Origin of the sequence: Dongia sp. (assembly GCF_041906375.1) — a bacterium.
In the GTDB taxonomy this organism is placed as follows: Bacteria; Pseudomonadota; Alphaproteobacteria; order Dongiales; family Dongiaceae; genus Dongia.
Map to the genome: position 1 here is coordinate 337,421 of NZ_JAYRJJ010000002.1, position 17,550 is coordinate 354,970.

Below are 17,550 nucleotides of genomic sequence, written 5' to 3' on the forward strand. Positions count from 1 at the left end.
GATTCAACACCTTGGTGTAAAATCGGCAGGTTGCAAATCCCGACCACCATGGCATTGATGCCCTGATATGAGTGAGACTATTTCACCCCCCGAGGCGTCGGCTCCCGACCCAAGCTGGCCGCGTGCCCTGCGGCGCCCGGCGCGCGGTCGCGTGCGCCTGCGCACCCTTCTCGCCATCCGCTGGGTAGCCGTGGCGGGACAGGCCTCATCGCTTCTGTTCGTCAATCTGGCGCTGGGCTATCCGATCCCGCTCGTGCCGGCGGCTGTCGCGGTGGCGGCTCTGGCAATTGCCACCCTGGTCCCGCAGCTGCGCCGCAAGTCGAACGCGCGCCTCAATGACCGGGAATCGGCGCTCTATTTCGCCTTCGACATGGTGCAATTAACGGTCCTGCTGGGATTGACCGGCGGCCTCCACAATCCCTTTTCGCTCCTGCTCCTGGCGCCCGTCACGGTCTCGGCTGCGGCCTTGAGCTTCCGCTCGACCTTGGGGTTGACGGCACTCTCCATCACCTGCATCAACATCCTGGCCCTCTTCCATCTGCCGCTGCCCTGGCCCGCATCGGCCTTTGACCTGCCGCCGATCTTCGTCTTCGGCCTCGCCATCGCCCTCGCCCTCGCAGCAGTCTTCATCTCGGTCTACGTGTTCAAGGTGGCCGAGGAATCGCGCCGCGTGGCCGACGCGCTGATGGCGGTGCAATCGGCCCTGGACCGGGAACAGCGCATTTCGTCGGTCGGAGCACTGGCCGCGGCGGCGGCGCATGAATTGGGCTCGCCCCTCGGCACCATCTCGCTCATCGCCAAGGAATTGACCAAGGACCTGCCGGCCGACTCGCCCTATCGGCCCGATGCCGAGCTGCTGCTGAGCCAGGCCGAGCGTTGCCGGCATATTTTGGCCGAAATCGCGGCGCGGCCGGAGCAATCCACGAAGGACCATTTTCATGTCCTCGCCGCCCCCCTGCTGGTGGAACTGGCGGCAGAACCCTTCCTGCGCCCGTCGGTGGCACTCCGCATCGAGTCCAAAAGCGAGGGCGGCGAGCAGGACCCGCCGGTCATGCCGCGCCGGCCCGAAATCATGCATGGCCTTGGCAATCTGCTGCAGAATGCCATCGAATTCGCCAAGGAAGAGGTCCAGGTGGTGATCGCCTGGTCGAGGGAAGAACTCAGCATCACCATCACGGATGACGGCGTGGGCTTTCCGCCCGACCTGCTCGACCGGCTCGGCGACCCCTATATTTCCGCCGCCCTGGGGCGTTATGGTGGCAAACTGATGCGGCGCGGCCTGGTCGCTCGAGCCACCGGCACCGCCGGGGTCCCGAAACCCGACCGCCGCCAGGGGGATCATATGGGTCTGGGCATCTTCATCGCCCAGAACCTGCTGGAACGTTCGGGCGGGAGCGTCCAGTTCGACAATAACGATTTCGGCGGTGCCGAGGTTAAAGTGGTATGGCCACGCAGCGCGCTCAACAGCGAGGCGCATAAGGAGTGAAGGGCAAGACGAGATGAACGAGAAGACGGAACAAGCGACGCCGACGAACACCGCCGTCGAGAAGACGCTGCTGATCATCGATGACGACGCGCCCTATCGCCAGCGCCTCGCCCTCGCGCTCGAGAAGCGCGGCTTCCAGGTGACCCAGGCGGAAAGCGTCGATGCGGGCATCGCTGCGGCCAAGGCGCATCCGCCGCGCTATGCCGTGGTCGATCTGCGTCTAGCTGACGGCAGCGGCCTCGACGTGGTTCCGGAAATCAAGAAGAGCCGGCCGGATTGCCGTGTCGTCATCCTGACCGGATACGGCAATATCGCGACCGCCGTCGCCGCCATCAAATCGGGCGCCATCGACTATCTCCCCAAGCCCGCCGATGCTGACCAGGTCGAAGCGGCGCTGCTCGAGCATCGTGACGCGCTGCCGCCGCCGCCGGAACAGCCGATGACGGCCGACCGCGTGCGCTGGGAGCATATCCAGCGCGTCTATGAGCAATGCGACCGCAACGTCTCGGAAACCGCCCGGCGCCTGCGTATGCATCGCCGCACCCTGCAGCGCATCCTCGCCAAATACGCCCCGCGCGCGTGAGCGCGCTTGCGAATGGGCGCGTGAGCGCTGCTGGATGAGCTTTCGCGACAGCTATCTCTTCCCGCTGCGGCAGAAGGTCGGCAACGACCTGCTGCTGTTGCCGGGCGCCTCGTGCCTGTTCGTCGATACGGCGGGACTGATTCTCCTCGAACGGCGCGCCGATTTCGGCATCTGGGGCATCCCTGCGGGCAGTCCGGAGCCGGGCGAGGACATCGCCACCGCCATCCGCCGCGAAATGGCGGAGGAAACGGGTGTCGAGATTGAGGCCGTGACCCCCTATGGCTTTGCCTCGGACCCCAAGACGAAGACCATCACCTTTCCCAATGGCCACCAGTGTCAATTCTTCGTCATGCTGTTCTGCGCCGACTGGCCGGACGGCATCCTGCCAGTGACATCGGAGGAATCGCTCGAATTCGGCTGGTTCCGCCCGGACGCGCTGCCCGACCCGCTGATGCCCTCGACCCCGCTCAGCATCGCCGCCTATCTGCGCTTCCGCGAGACGGGACAGTTCCAGCTGATCTGATCAGCTGTCCTTGCCGATCTTGGCATCGACGCTCCAGGGGCCCGGACCCGCGAAGACCAGATAGAGGAAGACGAAGCAATAGAGGATCGCGGCGTCACCCATGTTAACGGCTGGAAAGAAGCTGGCCGGCGCGTGCATCATGAAATAGGCCACCGCCATGGTGCCGGAAGCGAGGAAGGCGGCCGGCCGCGTGAAGAGGCCGATGGCGATGAGCGCGCCGCAGACGAGTTCGATCCACCCGGCATACCACACGGCGGAACCCGCCGGGATTTCCATGCCGAGATCGGGAAAGCCCAGATGCTTGCCGGTGCCGTGTACCAGGAAGACAAGGCCCGACATGATGCGCAGGATGCTCAAGAATCGCGGTGCATGCGGATTGAGCGCGTCGCGGATTGCCATGACATTCTCCTTCAGTGAGGCGTGAGTCGATCGGCGACCGCCACCGGGCGGGCTGGGGGCGAGGATAGGTGAGCGACTCCGGAACTGCCAAGACAGGCAATGGCGGGTGGCGTCTAAACCCCTAATATCTTTGCGACTTCTGCCATGTCGGCAACGACCGCGTCGGCACCGGTCGCCTTGAGCCTGGCCCCAAGGCCGGGCAGCACATGGCTGCCGCCGGTAAAGCCGATGACCGTCATGCCGGCGGCCTTGCCGGCGGTGACACCGGCGACGCTGTCCTCGATCACCACGCATTGCCCGGGCGGATGGCCCATCCGGCGCGCGGCATGGAGGAAAAGATCGGGGGCGGGCTTGCCGTTCTCGACCATGGTGGCGCTGAAGATATGCGGGGCAAGGCGCTCATAGAGCCCGACGAGGCCGAGGCTATGCTTCAGCCGTTCCGGCGAACTGGAGGAGGCGACGCAGCGCGGTAAAGCAATGCGGTCGAGCAGATCGGCGATACCGGCCGTCGCTTTGAGCTCCGCTTCAAAGACCCGCTGCGTCTCCGCTTTGACTGCCGCAGCGCAATCGGCCGGGGCCACCCAATTGAAATGCCGCTCCACCAATGCCAGCGCGCTCGCCCAGCTCAATCCGACGCAATGGCTGACGATGAAATCATCAGCCATGTCGAGCCCGTAGCGGCGGAAGACGCGCGTCTCGGCGATGCAGGCCAGATGCTCGCTGTCGATGAGAACGCCGTCGCAATCGAAAATCACCAGGGATGGCCGGAACATGGCGTAGGCGCTCAGAGCTTTTCGCCGCGCACCAGACGCGGTAGATCGCCGACGATGCCCATGGCATGACGCATGGCGAAGCGCTTCAGAGGCTTGGCCTTGTTGAAGAAGAAGAAGCCAAGATCGCGCAACAGCCGGACCGGCGGCAGATCATTGGAGAAGAGCCGCGTGAGGCCATCGGTCACCACCAGCATCATCAGATTGTCGAAGCGGCGCCAGCGCGCATAGCCTTCGAGGACCTGCAGGCTGCCGAGATCGAGGCCGCCCCGCCAGGCATCGACCAGCACCTGTCCCAAAGCTGCCACGTCCCGCACACCCATGTTGAAGCCCTGGCCGGCAATGGGGTGCATGCCGTGGGCGGCGTCGCCGGTGATGGCCAGGCCTTCCTTGATGTAGGTGTCGGCGAGAATCATCTTCAGCGGATAGGTGAAGCGCGGACCGATAGGAAGAATGCGGCCCAATGTCGTGCCGAAGCGCCGTTCGATCTCGAGGCCGAGTTCGGCATCGGTGAGTTTCAGCAGCATCGGGATGATGCGCGCATCCTCGGTCCAGACGATAGAGGAACGGTGGCGCCCCTCCGCGTCGTCCGTCATCGGCAGCATGGCGAAGGGACCGATGGGCAGGAAATGCTCGTGTGCGACGCCGTCATGCGGCCGTTCGTGCGTCACGGTGCAAACGATGGCGTCGTGCTTGTAGCCCAGTTCCTTGACGCCGATCCCGGCCATGCGGCGCACGGCCGAGGCGCGGCCATCGGCGCCAATGACGAGGCGCGCGCGGATGCGCCTGCCATCGCTCAAGGTCGCCAGATTGCTCTTGCCCGCAAAATCGATCTCGTCCACCCGCATGCCGGGGATATGCGTCACCGCCGGAATTTCCTGCAGGCGCTTCACCAGGCCGATGCGGACGGCGCGGTTCTCGATGATCCAGCCGAAGGGCGGATGACCGCCCCCACCCTCGTGTGACCGGGCGCCTGGAATCGTCTCGGGATTGAGGTCGGCAAAATGGTAATGGACGAAAAAGGGGCTCGCCCCCTCGAACTGCCAACCGCCGTCGGAAACGCGGATGTCGCGGATCGGCTCGGCAAAAGGGGCGATATGGTCCCAGGCGCCGATGCCGGCCAGCACCTGCTGCGAGCCATAGGCGATGGCCGAGGAACGGCCGTCGAACGCCTCGCCGGTGAGGTCCGGCAGCTTTTCCGATTCGACCAAGGTCACCGGGATTCCGGCCCCGCCCAGGGCCGCCGCCATGGCCATGCCGACGAGGCCGCCGCCAACAATCAATATTTCGGTTTCGTGGGGCGCCTCGTCCGAAAGCGGAACGCGCCTCGGCTCACCTGCATTTAGCGGGTAAGTGCCTGCGTTTGCTGGCGCATTCGGTGTGGTATGTGAGTCTGTCATGGCTGGCACAATCCCGGTTTACGCAGGCGATGTCCAGCGGCTATAAGGCCGCATGAAATTGGCCCCCGATTGGAACAGGACCGCCGCCGATTACGCCCGCCACCGGGCCGGCTTTCCGGACTGGTTCTACGACCGGATGGCGGAACGCGGATTGTTCCGGCCCGGCTCGCGGATTCTCGACATCGGTACCGGTACGGGGTTCCTGGGACGCGGCTTCGCGCTTCGCGGCGCGCACGTCACCGGCCTCGATGTCGCCACGGGTATGATGGAAGCGGCCCGCGATCTCGACCGGGCCGCCGGCCTCACGACCGAATACGTTACCGCCCCGGCGGAGGCGACCGGCCTGCCCGCGGACCAATTTGACCTCATCAGCGCCGGTACCTGCTGGCACTGGTTCGACGCACCGAAGGTGATGGCCGAGGCCATGCGCCTCCTGAAACCCGGCGGCCATTTGCTCATCGCCAATCTGGTCTGGCTGCCGCTTCCCGGCAATGTCGTTGCGGCGACGGAAGCGCTGATCGAGGCGCGTAATCCCAACTGGCATCTCGGCGGCTGGCAGGGCCACAGCGCCGACCAGCAGCGCGACCTCATCAATGGCGGCTTCGCCCGGCGCGAGAGCGCGTCGGTCGATTACGACATTCCCTACAGCCCGGAAGCCTGGCGCGGCCGCATCCGCGGCTCCGCCGGCATCGCGGCCAGCCTGGGTGCGGCCGAGGTCGAGAAATTCGACGCCGCGCTCGGTGCACTCCTCGCCCGCGACTTTCCCGGCGATCCCATTCCCGTGCCGCACCGGCTGGTCGCGTTGTGGGGGCAGAAGCCATGACGAAGATCCGCGGTGCCACGGAAGCCGACCTCCCCGCCATCGCCGAGATCCACCTCAAAGGCTGGCTGCTGGCCTATGGCGCCTTCATGCCGGCAGACCAGCTCGCCGCCATGCAGCCGGAAAAGCGCCTGCCCCTGTGGCAAGACTGGCTGGCCGACCCAAAGAAACTCATCCTGGTGGGAAGTGTCGGCGAGCGGCTCGACGGCTTCCTGCTCGGCGGGTCCGTCAAGGAACACGATATCCGCAAGGGTAGCCTTACCGGTTTCGATTGCGAGATCTATTCGCTCCACTGCCGGCAGGAAGTGCAAGGCAAGGGATTGGGTCGCGCCCTCATCGCCGCCTCGGCCGCGCACTGGACAGTAACCGGCAAAAGCGCGCTGATGCTCTGGGCCTATAGCGACAATGCCTATCGCAAGTTCTACGAAAAGATCGGCGGCGCGCTCATCGCCGAGGGCATCGATGAAGGTGTGCCAGATGTGGCGTATGGCTGGCGGGATTTGCTTGCATTGGCCAGTCTGAATGAGACACCCCTCACCCCACCCTCTCCCCGCAAGCGGGGCGAGGAAGTTGTTGGTGCGGAGCATTGAAGAATCTCCCTCGCCCCCTGCAAGGGGGAGAGGATCGGGGTGAGGGTGTTACCCTCGCTCTACGAAGACAAAACTAAGGAGACCGAATGACCGACCGTATCCTCATTCTCGATTTCGGCTCGCAGGTGACGCAGCTGATTGCGCGGCGACTGCGCGAGGCCGGGGTTTATTGCGAGATATTCCCGTTCAGCGCCGATGCAGCGCGGATCAAGGCGTTCGATCCCAAGGGCATCATCCTGTCCGGCTCGCCGCATTCGGTGACGACTGAGGATGGCCCCCGCGCCCCGCAATATGTGTGGGAATCGAAGTTGCCGGTCCTTGGCATCTGCTATGGCGAGCAGGCCATGTGCGCGCAATTGGGCGGCAAGGTCGAAGGCTCCGACCACCGCGAATTCGGCCGCGCCGAACTCCTGGTGCAGAAGGAGGTGCCGCTTTTCGACGGTGTCTGGGTCAAGGGCGGATCGTATCAGGTGTGGATGAGCCATGGCGACCGCGTCGTCTCCATCCCGGCAGGCTTTGAAGTGGTGGCGACCTCCGGCGGCGCGCCTTTCGCGGCCATCGCCAATGTGGCCGAGAAGCGCTACGCCGTGCAGTTCCACCCCGAGGTGGCGCATACGCCGGATGGGGCGAAGCTGCTTTCCAACTTCGTCCACAAGATCTGCGGCTGCAAGGGCGACTGGACCATGGCGGCCTTCCGCGACGCCGAGATCGCCAAGATCCGCGCCCAGGTCGGCAAGGGGCGCGTCATCTGCGGGCTTTCCGGCGGCGTCGACTCAGCCGTGGCGGCGGTCCTCATCCATCAGGCGATCGGTGACCAACTCACCTGCATCTTCGTCGATCACGGCCTGTTGCGGGCGGCCGAGGCGGATCAGGTCGTGGCGCTCTTCCGCGATCATTACAACATCCCGCTGGTGCATCGCGACGCCTCCGATTTGTTTCTCGGCCAACTCGACGGCGTCTCCGACCCCGAGACGAAGCGCAAGACCATCGGCCGCCTCTTCATTGAGGTGTTCGAGGAGGAGGCGAAGAAGCTGGGTGGTGCCGACTTCCTGGCGCAAGGCACGCTCTATCCGGACGTGATCGAGAGCGTCTCCTTCACCGGCGGCCCCAGCGTCACCATCAAGAGCCACCACAATGTCGGCGGCCTGCCCGAACGCATGCGCATGAAGCTGGTCGAACCCTTGCGCGAGCTCTTCAAGGATGAGGTGCGCGTGCTGGGCCGAGAACTCGGCCTGCCGGAGAAAATGATCCGCCGCCATCCCTTCCCCGGCCCCGGCCTTGCCATCCGCATCCCCGGCGCCGTCTCGAAGGAAAAATGTGACATCCTGCGGAAGGCCGACACGATCTATCTGGAAGAGATCGACAAGGCCGGTCTCTATGAAAAGATCTGGCAGGCCTTTGCCGTGCTGCTGCCCGTGCGCACGGTCGGCGTCATGGGCGACGGCCGCACCTACGACTTCGTCTGCGCGCTTCGCGCCGTCACCTCGACCGACGGCATGACGGCCGATTTCTATCCCTTCGAACCGGCCTTCCTGGGCCGGGTCGCCACCCGCATCGTCAACGAAGTGAAGGGCATCAACCGTGTGGTCTACGACTACACGTCGAAGCCACCGGGAACGATCGAGTGGGAGTGAGGGGACAAGCGCGGAATCCATTACGTCGAATCCGGGTCGATTGCCCCATCGCTTGTGGTAGCATTCACCTATGAGCCTTGTTCTGCAACTGTTGAACGGTGGCGCCGGCAACCTCGCCGCCTATCTCGCCGCCCATGTTCTTTTGTGCCTGCTGCCGGCGTTTTTCATCGCGGGAGCCATGGCGGCACTCATCCCGAAGGCCAGTATCACACGCTGGCTCGGACGCACGACGCCGCGTCATGTGTCCTATCCGGCGGCGGCTGTTGCTGGCTCGCTGCTGGCGGTTTGCTCATGCACGATCGTGCCGCTGTTCGCCGGCATCTATCGCAAGGGTGCCGGCATCGGACCGGCCATGACCTTCCTGTTCTTCGCGCCGGCGGGAAATATCATGGCGCTGGCCTATACCGGCAGCATCCTGGGGGTGGAGTTTGCCATCGCGCGCGTTCTGCTGTGTCTCCTGTTCGGCATCGGCGTCGGCATGCTGATGGCCCTGCTGTTCCGGCGCGACGATGCCAGCCACGATGCGCAGACCGATGCCTTGTTTGCCGACAAGGCCAGCATCAACCCCAACGCCATCGGGGTCCTCCTGTCGCTGGTCGCCCTGCTGATCGCCGGTACGCTCAAGCTCTGGCCGCTCACCGCCACCGTGACGGTAGTCAGCCTGAATCTGCCCTGGGCCGAGGCATGGCAGGCGACGCTGTTCCAGTGGGTGCCGTTCGACGCCACCAAGGGTGAGGAGGGTGTGAGTGTGCAAGGCTCCCTGCTCATTGCGCTGCTGATCCTGATCGGCGCCACGGCCTACAGGGGTATGGAAAATATTGTCGAAGGCGCCAACCGCTGGACCTGGGTCACCCTGGGCCTCGCAGCCACCACATTGCTGGTGGCTGCCCTTCGCTTTGCCGTGCTTGACGGGAATCTTGAGGTTGTCGTCACCGGCCGCTTGCTCGCGGTCGGCTGTGCACTGCTGGCCGTCAGCCACTATGCGAGACGCCTCGACCCCGGGGACTGGCAGGCCTGGCTGTGGGAATCGTGGCGGTTTGTGAAGCAGATATTCCTGCTGCTGGTTGTCGGCGTTTTTGCCGTCGGCGTCATCCGCCAGTTGATCCAGCCCGAATGGATCGAGGCCTTGGCCGGCCGCAACGACCTGCTGGCCAATGCGACGGCTGTGGTCTTTGGCGTGTTCATGTACTTTCCCACACTGGTGGAAGTGCCGGTGGCCCGGATGTTCCTGGATCTGGGCATGCATCCCGGCCCGCTATTGGCCTATCTGATGGCCGACCCGGAGTTGAGCCTGCAGAGCATCCTGATGATTTCGGCGGTCATCGGCCGACCCAAGACTTTTGCCTATGTGGGCCTGGTGGCGATCTTCAGCATCACTGCGGGCCTGATATTCGGCGCCTGGGTGGATGGCGTCGCCATCGGGTGGCTGGCATTGGGGATGGCCGCCTTCGTCATCCTGCTCGCGGTTGCACTGACCTGGCTGCAGCGCCGCCGGCGCCAAGCGGTGCAGCCCTCGTGACCATGCAAAGGAGACACGCGCCATGTTAACCGTCAAGATTCTGGGGTCCGGCTGCGCCAACTGCAAAAAGCTCGAGGCCGTGGCGCGGGACGCAGCCGCCAGCGCCGGTCTCACGGCCGAGTTCGTCAAGGTCACCGACATGAAGGACATCATGGCATTCGACCTGCTTGCGACACCGGGGTTGGTCATCAACGAGAAACTGGTCAGCAGCGGCCGCATCCCGACCCAGGCTGAAGTCAGACAATGGTTGACCGCCTGACCCCAGCTGGCAGTGATTCTCCCGTCATGTCGCGCGCTTGCGCCCGGCGAGCACCAAGGCCAGCGCCACGCCGATCATGATACCGGCACCAGGAAGGTGATTCGGAGACCCATGGCGACCGCCTCGGGTGCTGCCGTGGCAATGTCGCTGGCACCTGAGGCGACGGCGAACACGGCACCCATCAGGGACGCCCCGCTGACGAGGCCGAGATTGCGCGAGAGGTTGAGCATGCCGGAGGTGACGCCACGCTGCTCGGCCGCCTCTTCCGCCATGACCGCGGTGTTGTTGGCGGCCTGGAACAGCTGATAGCCGGAGGTGAGGATCGCGACGGCGGCGATGTAGCCGACAAGGCCGACCATTCTCGGTAGCAAAGCGATGCCCGTGGCGCCGGCCACCATGGCGACCAATCCGCCAACGACCATGATGGCTGCCCCGAAGCGGTCGATCAGGCGGCCGGCGACGATTCCGGAGAGTGCCGAGATAACCGAGCTGATCGACGTGACGAGACCCACCAGGGTCGCCATCATCACAGTGGCGACCAGCAGGTTCACGGCGAGGCTGGCACTCAGGGTCCGGTCGCGGAACGATGCGAGCTGGATGAGCGGAGACGCCTGGAACAACTGCAACAAGGTGCCCTCGCGCCTCACAGCAGTCGAACGACGACCTTGCCCTTGGCGCGCCCTGCTTCCAGATAGGCGAGCGCTTGTGTTGCCTGATCGAAGGGAAACACCTTGTCGATCACAGGGCGGATGCCGCCGGCTTCGATGATGCTGCCGATTTCCGCGAGCTGGCCGCCGTCCGGGCGAACGAACAAGAAGGAATAGCCAACATCGCGCCTCTTCGCGAGGCGCCGGATCTTCATGCTCATGAGGCTGAAGACAAACCTCAGCGCCGCATTCAGGTGCCGTGCGCGGGCAAACGCCGCATCAAGAGGGCCGACGAGCGATACGATTACGCTGTTCGCCTTCAGGATCAGGAGCGACTTCTCGATGACATCGCCGCGGACGGTCCCGAGCACCAAGTCGTAGCCGCGCAGAACGCTCTCGAACTGCTGTCGTTTATAATCGACGACCTCATCCGCACCCAGGCCTTTCACGAGATCGATGTTGCCTGTGCTGGTCGTCGTGCCCACCTTGGCGCCAAGATGTTTGGCGAGTTGGATGGCAAACGTGCCGATGCCGCCGGAGCCCGCTGGGATGAAGACTTTCTGCCCGGGTTTCAGGTCTGCACGTTCCTTCAGCGCCTGCCAGGACGTCAGACCGACCATCGGGATTGAGGCCGCCTCAACAAAGTCGAGGCTCACCGGCTTGACCGCCGCGATGCTCTCCGGCACGGCAACGAAGTCGGCAAGTGTGCCACGGCCGAGGTCGAACACGCTGGCGAAGACAGCGTCGCCGACCTTGAAGCGCTTTACGCTGCTGCCGACCTCCGCGACGACACCGGCGACATCGCTGCCAATCGTTGCCGGGAGATCAAATCCGAGCACCGGCTTGAGGGTACCTTTGGGAATCATGTTGTCGATTGGGTTCAATCCCACGGCATGCACCTGGACGAGAATGTCGTCCGGGCCGATCGCAGGACGTGGGACGTCAGCGAATTCGGGTTGGGTGGATTTGCCGTAGCGCTTGAAAACGAGGGCTTTCATTTTTTGCCTGATATGTGGGGCCGTGGGATGCCTTGCCGGCGATTTGCAATGGGCGGCCGATCAGGCGGCAGGAAGAAGCCGCCATGATCTATTTCCGCCAGGAGGACAGGTCTGTCTGGTGCCGGCGCGCGCTCAGGCCGCCGTCCTGTAGCGCGCGGCGGCATGGTCCTGGCTCATATTCGGGAGCATGGCCTGACGCGCTGCCTGATAGGCATTCCACTGTTCCGCATCGGGCAGCGGAGGAATGGTAACCGCCTCGCGGCGGTCGAAGCCAACCAGCGCCGCATCGACGAGTTCGCCGACGTCCATCACGCCGCTCATGGTGTTGACGTCGACGCCGGCGCGCTCCCAGATTTCCGTGCGCGTGGCAGCGGGGAGAACGGCCTGGACGTAGACACCCTTGGGGCCGAGTTCGAGGCTGAGCCCCTGGGACAGGAACAGTGCGAAGGCTTTGGTCGCACCATAGACGGCCGTGCCGAATTCAGGTGCGAATCCCACCACGGAGCCGATGTTGATGATCGCTCCTTCGCCGGCCTGCGCGAAGCGGGGTGCAACGGCGCTGGTGAGCCGCAGCAGGGCCGTCGTGTTGAGCGCGAGGAGCCGCGCCACATCGTCCGTGGATTGCTCGGTGAAGCTGCCGCCAATGGCCGTTCCGGCATTGTTGACGAGGACACCAATGCGCGCATCCTCGCGCAGCCGCGCTTCCACCACGGCCAGCGCGGCGGCCTCGGTCAGATCGGCCTGCATGATGTCGATCGCCACACCGGTCTCTGATCTCAAGCGCGTCGCCAGCGCCTCCATGCGCTTGTGGTCGCGTGCGACCAGCACGAGGTCATGGCCGCGACGTGCGAAGCGGTCGGCATAGGTGGCGCCGATGCCGGTGGAAGCGCCGGTGATAAGGACCGAGGGGATGACGGACATGAGGTTGCTCTCTGCTCAGTTAGGATATATATTTATGATCATCATCATGATTACGCAAATATGATGATCATCATGAATATGTCAATAGGGTCGGTGGAAGAATTCGACATGAAGGTCAGCAGAGAGCAGATGGCGGAGAATCGCCGCCGGATTCTGGATGTCGCCAGCAAACTGTTCCGGGACAAGGGGTTCGACGCCGTCAGCGTGTCGGAGGTGATGAAGGCCGCAGGGCTCACGCACGGTGGCTTTTACGGCCATTTCGGTTCGAAGGAGGACCTCGTCGCCGAGACGATCGGCTATGCCCTTGCCGGCGACGGAACCGGTGGCAATGATCTGCGCGCCTTTCTTCGCAGCTACCTTTCGCCGCGACACCGAAAGAATGCTGCTACCGGCTGTCCCACGGCGGCGCTTGCAGCGGATATCCGCCATCAGACCCCGGCTGCCCGGGCCGCCATGACGGCCGGGCTTCGGTCGCAAATCGAGCATGTGGCGAAAGCCCTTCCGGATATCGACGCGGCGGACAGGCGTCGCGCGGCGATCGGAACCTGGGCTGCGATGGTGGGAGCGGTGATCCTTGCCCGCGCCATCGACGACACGGCCCTTTCCGATGAGGTCCTGGAAGAGACGCGTGCCTGGATCGAATCCACGCTCGGCCCAGACTCTGCCCGATAAGCGCCGACGCCCCACACCGAGCGATTCTGCCTTTGCACGCGCCTCATGCGCGCAAAGAGCCGAATCTGGGCGAGACAATTTCCGCCGCAATCAATGCAATTGGTTGATGTGGACGCCAACTATGGGATGGGAGTGAAAGGTCTATAAGCCGGGCCCAATGCCGGTTTCTGTCGTGCCGGGCTTATTCACATCGCCCGGCTTTTCACGTCGCCAGGCGCGAGCCGATGGCGAGCATGAGGGCTGCGACGATGCAGGCGGCAGCCACGGCGAAAGTGATGGCCATGCCGCTCGCGATAGCAGCGGGTGCGGCATTTGCCATGTCGGCCGTGCCCGCCGCGAAGGCGAAAACGGCGCCCATCAGCGATGCACCGGTGATGAGACCCAGATTGCGCGAGAGATTGAGCGTGCCGGAAATGACGCCGCGCTGGTCCGGCTTCACGTCCTTCATGACCGCCGTGTTGTTGGACGCCTGGAACAGCTGATAGCCCGGGGTGAGGATGGCGATGGCGCCGACATAGCCGGCGATGCCGAAGAGACCTGGCAACAGGCTGAGCGACGCAGCACCGGCCGCCATGGCGATGAGGGATGCAATCACCATGGCAGGTGCGCCGAACCGGTCGACGATGCGCCCGGCGGGCACGCCGCTGAAGGCGGAGATGACCGGCCCCACCGACATGACGAGGCCGACCATGGCCGCCCCCAGCCCCAGTCCTTGCGAGAGATAGAAGGGTCCCACCACGAGCGTTGCCATCATCACCGTCGCCACCAGCAGATTCATGACGAGACTGGAACTGAAGGCGGCGTTGCGGAACGAGGCCAGCCGGATCAGGGGCGAGGCCACGCGCGCCTCGATTGCCACGAACAAACCGGCACCGATCAGGGCCGCCGCCAGCAAAACGAGGTTGAGCCGATCGACATGGCCGCGCCCGACCGTCATGGCCAGCGCGTAGGTCGCCAGCGTCAGGCCGAGAACCAGGGTCCCCGGAATGTCGAACCCCTTTCGCGCGGCGTTGGCCGGCAGGGCGTGGTGCGGCAGATGCCGCCGCGCCAGAAAGATGTTGAGTATGCCCAGCGGCACCATGACGAGGAAGATCGCCGGCCAACCTGGACCGGCAAGGAGCGCGCCGCCCAGCGATGGCCCGAGCGCCGTGCCGATTGCCGACATGGTGCCGAGCAGCCCCATGGCGCTGCCGGTCCGATCCTTGGGCACCGTTTCTCCGACCATCGCCATGGTGAGGGCCATCATGACGGCGGCACCCAGGCCCTGCACGGCGCGCGCCGCGATCAGCAGCTTCAGGCTGAGGGCGATGCCGCAGAGGCCGGACGCTGCCGTGAAGACACAGAGTCCGATCAGCAGCAGGCGCCGCCGGCCGATGAGATCGCCGAGCCGTCCGGCGCTGACGATGAGCGTGGTGATGGCGAGGAGATAAGCCAGGACGACCCATTGCACGTCCTGGAAACGCGCGGCGAAAGCCTGGGTCAGTGTCGGCAAGGCGACATTGGCGATGCTGGTGCCGAGCGATGAGAGCAGCATGGAGAGCGCCAGACTCGCCAGCGCCCAGCGCATTGATGAGGCTTCGTTGCTCGATGTTTCGTTTCTGGGGGTTTCATTTCTGGGGGTCGCATCGCGCGGCAGGGTGATGGGTGTCGACATGGATTTCCTCTTGGTATCGCCTGGTATTCTAGCGTTGCCGGAAATCTAGACCTCCTTCCTCATATGGCGACAGGCGCAGCATTTGCACTCATTCATTGCGTTTAACGCTATGCCAAATGGCGTCGGTGGTGTTACGCTCCACCCATGACGCAGCCCGATCTCAATCTGTTGATTACCCTCGATGTCCTGCTCCGCGAAGGCAGCGTGGCGGGTGCGGCCAAGCGGCTGCAGCTCAGCCCCTCGGCCATGAGCCGGCAATTGGCGCGGCTGCGGGAGACTGTGGGCGATCCGCTCCTGGTGCGCGCGGGGCGCGGGCTGGTGCCGACCCCCCGCGCGCTGGAACTCAAATCCGAGGTGGGGCCGCTGCTGGCCGCCGCCGGCCACATGCTGCGCCCGGTTGACCGGCTGGATCTGAAGCGCCTCGACCGCCGCTTCACCATCCGCAGCCGCGACGGCTTTGTGGAGAATTTCGGTCCTGCCCTCCTCGCCCGCATCGGCCGCGAGGCGCCGGGGGTGACGCTCAGTTTTGTCCCCAAGACCGACCGCGACAGTGCACCGTTACGCGATGGCAGCATCGATCTCGAAACCGGCGTGCTGGCGGAATCCTTGAGCCCGGAACTCATGAGCGTGCATCTCTTCCGCGACCGCTTCGTCGGCGTGGTGCGCAAATCCCATGCCCTTGCCCGTGGCCGTATGACGCCGCAGCTCTTCGCCGCCGCCCGGCACATCCTCATCACCCGGCGCGACGAAACACGCGGCCGGGTCGACGAGGACTTGGATGAACACGGCCTCACCCGCAATATCGCCACCGTGGTGGGAAGCTTCACGGCAGCCCTGGCGCTTACCCGCCACACCGACCTCGTCGCCACCGTCCCCGAACGCCACACCGGCAACCTGCGACAGGGATTGGTGAGCTTCGATCTGCCCGTGAAGCTCCCGCCCTTCACGGTCTCGCTCCTCTGGCATCCGCGACAGGATGCCGACCCCGCGCATCGTTGGCTGCGGGGCTGTGTACGGGAGGTATGCGCCGCCTAGTGTCGCCGGAAATTTACGCCGCGCGCGGCATCATCGGCGGGCCTAGCAGTTCGATGCGGTGGTTGAGGGCAAGGGCCTGGAGACGCTGACCCTCCGCTGGCGTGGGCGGCGGCAGGGGTGCCGGCAGGGCCGCTTCGGGGGCGGGCCGGCTCACGGCGCATAAGAAACCCTCGAAATCCGGGCCCGGCGCCAGCACCAGGAAGTGGGCACCGGCTGCGGATTCGACGATGAAGCTGTGCGGCACGCCGGCGGGTGCCGCGAGGCTTTGGCCGGCGCCGGCCAGGATCTCGTCGGTGCCGAGCTGGAAGCGCACGACGCCGGCCAGAATGTGGAAGATCTCGGTCTCGGCGAGATGCCGGTGCAGTGGGGGCGAATAGCCGAAGGGCAGCCAATGCTCCTGCACCGAGAGGCCCACCGGCGATTGCGCTGCCGCCTGGTGGATGACGACGCGGGTGTCGAAGAAATGGAGCCCGTGGGGCGCCTCGCCTTGCCGGATTTGTGCCGATCCATCCATGATGCTATCCCTTCTTTTGCCAATGTCGCCGGACGGTGACGCCGGACGGTGACACCTGCCATGTTGTGTGGCGGGCTTCATAGAGAAGGGAACGGCGCAGGCCCAATCGACTCTCGTTATCAGGACCATCGATCCGGTGAATTTTCGCACCTTCGACTTGAATCTGCTGCGCATTTTCGACGCGCTGATGCGCGAGCGGAGCGTCACGCGCGCGGGCGACCGGGTGGGGTTGAGCCAGCCGGCAATGAGTGCGGCACTGGCGCGCCTGCGCGCGGCCCTCGACGACCAACTCTTCATCCGGCGCGGACCCGACATGGTGCCGACCCCGCGCGCCGCGAGCCTTGCCGGACCGGTGCGCGAGGCGCTCGCGGCGATGGAACTCAGCCTTTTCGGCCAGCAGCGTTTCGACCCCGCGACGGCGCAGGCCACCCTTACCTTGCTCGGCGCCGATTTCTTCTCCGCTTTGGTGATCCCGAAGGTTGCGGCGCGGCTGCGCCGCGAGGCACCCGAGGTGAAACTCCGCTTCCTCGACAGCGCGCGGGGCGACGTGGAGCGACTGCTGCTCGAAGACGCGATCGACCTTGCCCTGGAGCGGCCGCTCACCTTGCCCGATTGGGCCTCGAGCGAGCTTCTCTTCGTCTCGCCCTTCGTCATCGTCGCGGCGAAGGGGCACCCACGCCTTGGAGCGGTGAGGCCGGGCGACGCCATCCCCCTTGACCTCTTCTGCGCGCTCCCGCAGGCGCTGCGCTCGATCAGCGGCGACATGTCCGGAAATATCGACGAGGCGCTGGCCGCCCAGGGGGCGAGGCGCGAGGTGATGCTGGCCCTGCCGCATTTCCAGGCGGTGGCGGAATCGGTCGCTCAAAGCGACCTCATCGCCGCCTTGCCGAGCCAATTCGCCAGCGCGGTCGCCGCCGATCTCGGCCTCGACCTCTACCAGCCACCGATGCCGAGCCCCGCCCCGGAAATCCGCATGTACTGGCACAGCCGCCACGACCAGAGCCCGCTCCATCGCTGGCTGCGGCAATTGGTTCTGGATGCGGTTGCGGTGTTTGTTTGAGGAGGAACCCGTAACCATCTTGCCACGCGCTTGACTATTGAGTTGATATCAACATACTTGATTCCA

General features: G+C 64.8%; 19 protein-coding genes. 11 read left to right on the top strand and 8 right to left on the bottom strand.

The annotated features are described in order from the left end of the window. Positions 1–67 precede the first annotated feature (67 nt). The 3 genes from ACE3OA_RS08260 to ACE3OA_RS08270 are packed head-to-tail and all read left to right on the top strand — an operon-like array spanning position 68 to position 2,592. Entirely contained in the window at positions 68–1,486 is a 1,419-nt protein-coding gene (locus ACE3OA_RS08260; protein ID WP_374309875.1) for an ActS/PrrB/RegB family redox-sensitive histidine kinase, read from the top strand. A gap of 13 nt (positions 1,487–1,499) precedes the next feature. After that, positions 1,500–2,069 (top strand): ActR/PrrA/RegA family redox response regulator transcription factor, encoded by a 570-nt coding sequence (locus ACE3OA_RS08265; protein ID WP_374309878.1) that lies wholly within the window; start codon positions 1,500–1,502, stop codon positions 2,067–2,069. 34 nt (positions 2,070–2,103) lie between these two features. Then, positions 2,104–2,592 (top strand): NUDIX domain-containing protein, encoded by a 489-nt coding sequence (locus tag ACE3OA_RS08270; protein WP_374309880.1) that lies wholly within the window; start codon positions 2,104–2,106, stop codon positions 2,590–2,592. Here ACE3OA_RS08270 and ACE3OA_RS08275 read toward each other — a convergent pair whose 3' ends face one another. The 3 genes from ACE3OA_RS08275 to ACE3OA_RS08285 form a co-directional block, all read right to left on the bottom strand. Then, positions 2,593–2,991, bottom strand: coding sequence for a DoxX family protein (locus tag ACE3OA_RS08275; protein ID WP_374309882.1), 399 nt, complete (start codon positions 2,989–2,991; stop codon positions 2,593–2,595). Between the two features lie 113 nt (positions 2,992–3,104). Next, positions 3,105–3,764, bottom strand: coding sequence for an HAD family hydrolase (locus tag ACE3OA_RS08280; protein WP_374309884.1), 660 nt, complete (start codon positions 3,762–3,764; stop codon positions 3,105–3,107). 11 nt (positions 3,765–3,775) lie between these two features. Continuing rightward, complete coding sequence (locus tag ACE3OA_RS08285) at positions 3,776–5,044, bottom strand: UbiH/UbiF/VisC/COQ6 family ubiquinone biosynthesis hydroxylase (RefSeq protein ID WP_374309886.1); 1,269 nt, start codon at positions 5,042–5,044, stop codon at positions 3,776–3,778. Between the two features lie 169 nt (positions 5,045–5,213). On the opposite strand from ACE3OA_RS08285, the gene ACE3OA_RS08290 reads away from it, so the two are divergent. The 5 genes from ACE3OA_RS08290 (at position 5,214) to ACE3OA_RS08310 (ending at position 9,983) form a co-directional block, all read left to right on the top strand. Then, positions 5,214–5,984, top strand: coding sequence for a class I SAM-dependent methyltransferase (locus ACE3OA_RS08290; RefSeq protein WP_374309888.1), 771 nt, complete (start codon positions 5,214–5,216; stop codon positions 5,982–5,984). After that, positions 5,981–6,571 (top strand): N-acetyltransferase family protein, encoded by a 591-nt coding sequence (locus tag ACE3OA_RS08295; RefSeq protein ID WP_374309890.1) that lies wholly within the window; start codon positions 5,981–5,983, stop codon positions 6,569–6,571. The genes ACE3OA_RS08290 and ACE3OA_RS08295 overlap by 4 nt, the downstream gene beginning before the upstream one ends. A gap of 86 nt (positions 6,572–6,657) precedes the next feature. Then, on the top strand, positions 6,658–8,205 hold the full coding sequence (guaA, locus tag ACE3OA_RS08300; protein WP_374309892.1) for a glutamine-hydrolyzing GMP synthase: 1,548 nt from the start codon (positions 6,658–6,660) through the stop codon (positions 8,203–8,205). Between the two features lie 70 nt (positions 8,206–8,275). Beyond that, positions 8,276–9,724, top strand: coding sequence for a permease (locus tag ACE3OA_RS08305; protein WP_374309894.1), 1,449 nt, complete (start codon positions 8,276–8,278; stop codon positions 9,722–9,724). Between the two features lie 22 nt (positions 9,725–9,746). Beyond that, positions 9,747–9,983, top strand: a complete 237-nt coding sequence (locus tag ACE3OA_RS08310) for a thioredoxin family protein (RefSeq protein ID WP_374309896.1) — start codon at positions 9,747–9,749, stop codon at positions 9,981–9,983. Positions 9,984–10,057: 74 nt separating this feature from the next. On the opposite strand, the gene ACE3OA_RS08315 is transcribed toward ACE3OA_RS08310, so the two are convergent. The 3 genes from ACE3OA_RS08315 to ACE3OA_RS08325 form a co-directional block, all read right to left on the bottom strand. Then, complete coding sequence (locus ACE3OA_RS08315; protein ID WP_374309898.1) at positions 10,058–10,612, bottom strand: hypothetical protein; 555 nt, start codon at positions 10,610–10,612, stop codon at positions 10,058–10,060. A 14-nt stretch (positions 10,613–10,626) separates the two neighbouring features. Then, complete coding sequence (locus ACE3OA_RS08320; protein ID WP_374309900.1) at positions 10,627–11,628, bottom strand: NADP-dependent oxidoreductase; 1,002 nt, start codon at positions 11,626–11,628, stop codon at positions 10,627–10,629. Positions 11,629–11,760: 132 nt separating this feature from the next. After that, positions 11,761–12,549, bottom strand: coding sequence for an SDR family NAD(P)-dependent oxidoreductase (locus tag ACE3OA_RS08325; protein WP_374309903.1), 789 nt, complete (start codon positions 12,547–12,549; stop codon positions 11,761–11,763). A gap of 60 nt (positions 12,550–12,609) precedes the next feature. On the opposite strand from ACE3OA_RS08325, the gene ACE3OA_RS08330 reads away from it, so the two are divergent. Then, positions 12,610–13,221, top strand: coding sequence for a TetR/AcrR family transcriptional regulator (locus tag ACE3OA_RS08330; protein WP_374309905.1), 612 nt, complete (start codon positions 12,610–12,612; stop codon positions 13,219–13,221). Positions 13,222–13,423: 202 nt separating this feature from the next. On the opposite strand, the gene ACE3OA_RS08335 is transcribed toward ACE3OA_RS08330, so the two are convergent. Then, complete coding sequence (locus ACE3OA_RS08335; protein ID WP_374309907.1) at positions 13,424–14,875, bottom strand: MFS transporter; 1,452 nt, start codon at positions 14,873–14,875, stop codon at positions 13,424–13,426. 144 nt (positions 14,876–15,019) lie between these two features. Here ACE3OA_RS08335 and ACE3OA_RS08340 point away from each other — a divergent pair, with 144 nt between their 5' ends. Next, positions 15,020–15,910 carry a LysR family transcriptional regulator gene (locus ACE3OA_RS08340; RefSeq protein WP_374309909.1) on the top strand — a complete coding sequence of 297 codons (891 nt, stop codon included), beginning with the start codon at positions 15,020–15,022 and terminating at the stop codon, positions 15,908–15,910. A gap of 13 nt (positions 15,911–15,923) precedes the next feature. On the opposite strand, the gene ACE3OA_RS08345 is transcribed toward ACE3OA_RS08340, so the two are convergent. Further along, a complete protein-coding gene (locus tag ACE3OA_RS08345) occupies positions 15,924–16,424 on the bottom strand; it encodes a cupin domain-containing protein (RefSeq protein ID WP_374309911.1) in 501 nt (166 codons plus the stop codon). Positions 16,425–16,560: 136 nt separating this feature from the next. On the opposite strand from ACE3OA_RS08345, the gene ACE3OA_RS08350 reads away from it, so the two are divergent. After that, positions 16,561–17,484, top strand: a complete 924-nt coding sequence (locus ACE3OA_RS08350; RefSeq protein ID WP_374309913.1) for a LysR family transcriptional regulator — start codon at positions 16,561–16,563, stop codon at positions 17,482–17,484. Positions 17,485–17,550: the final 66 nt, after the last annotated feature.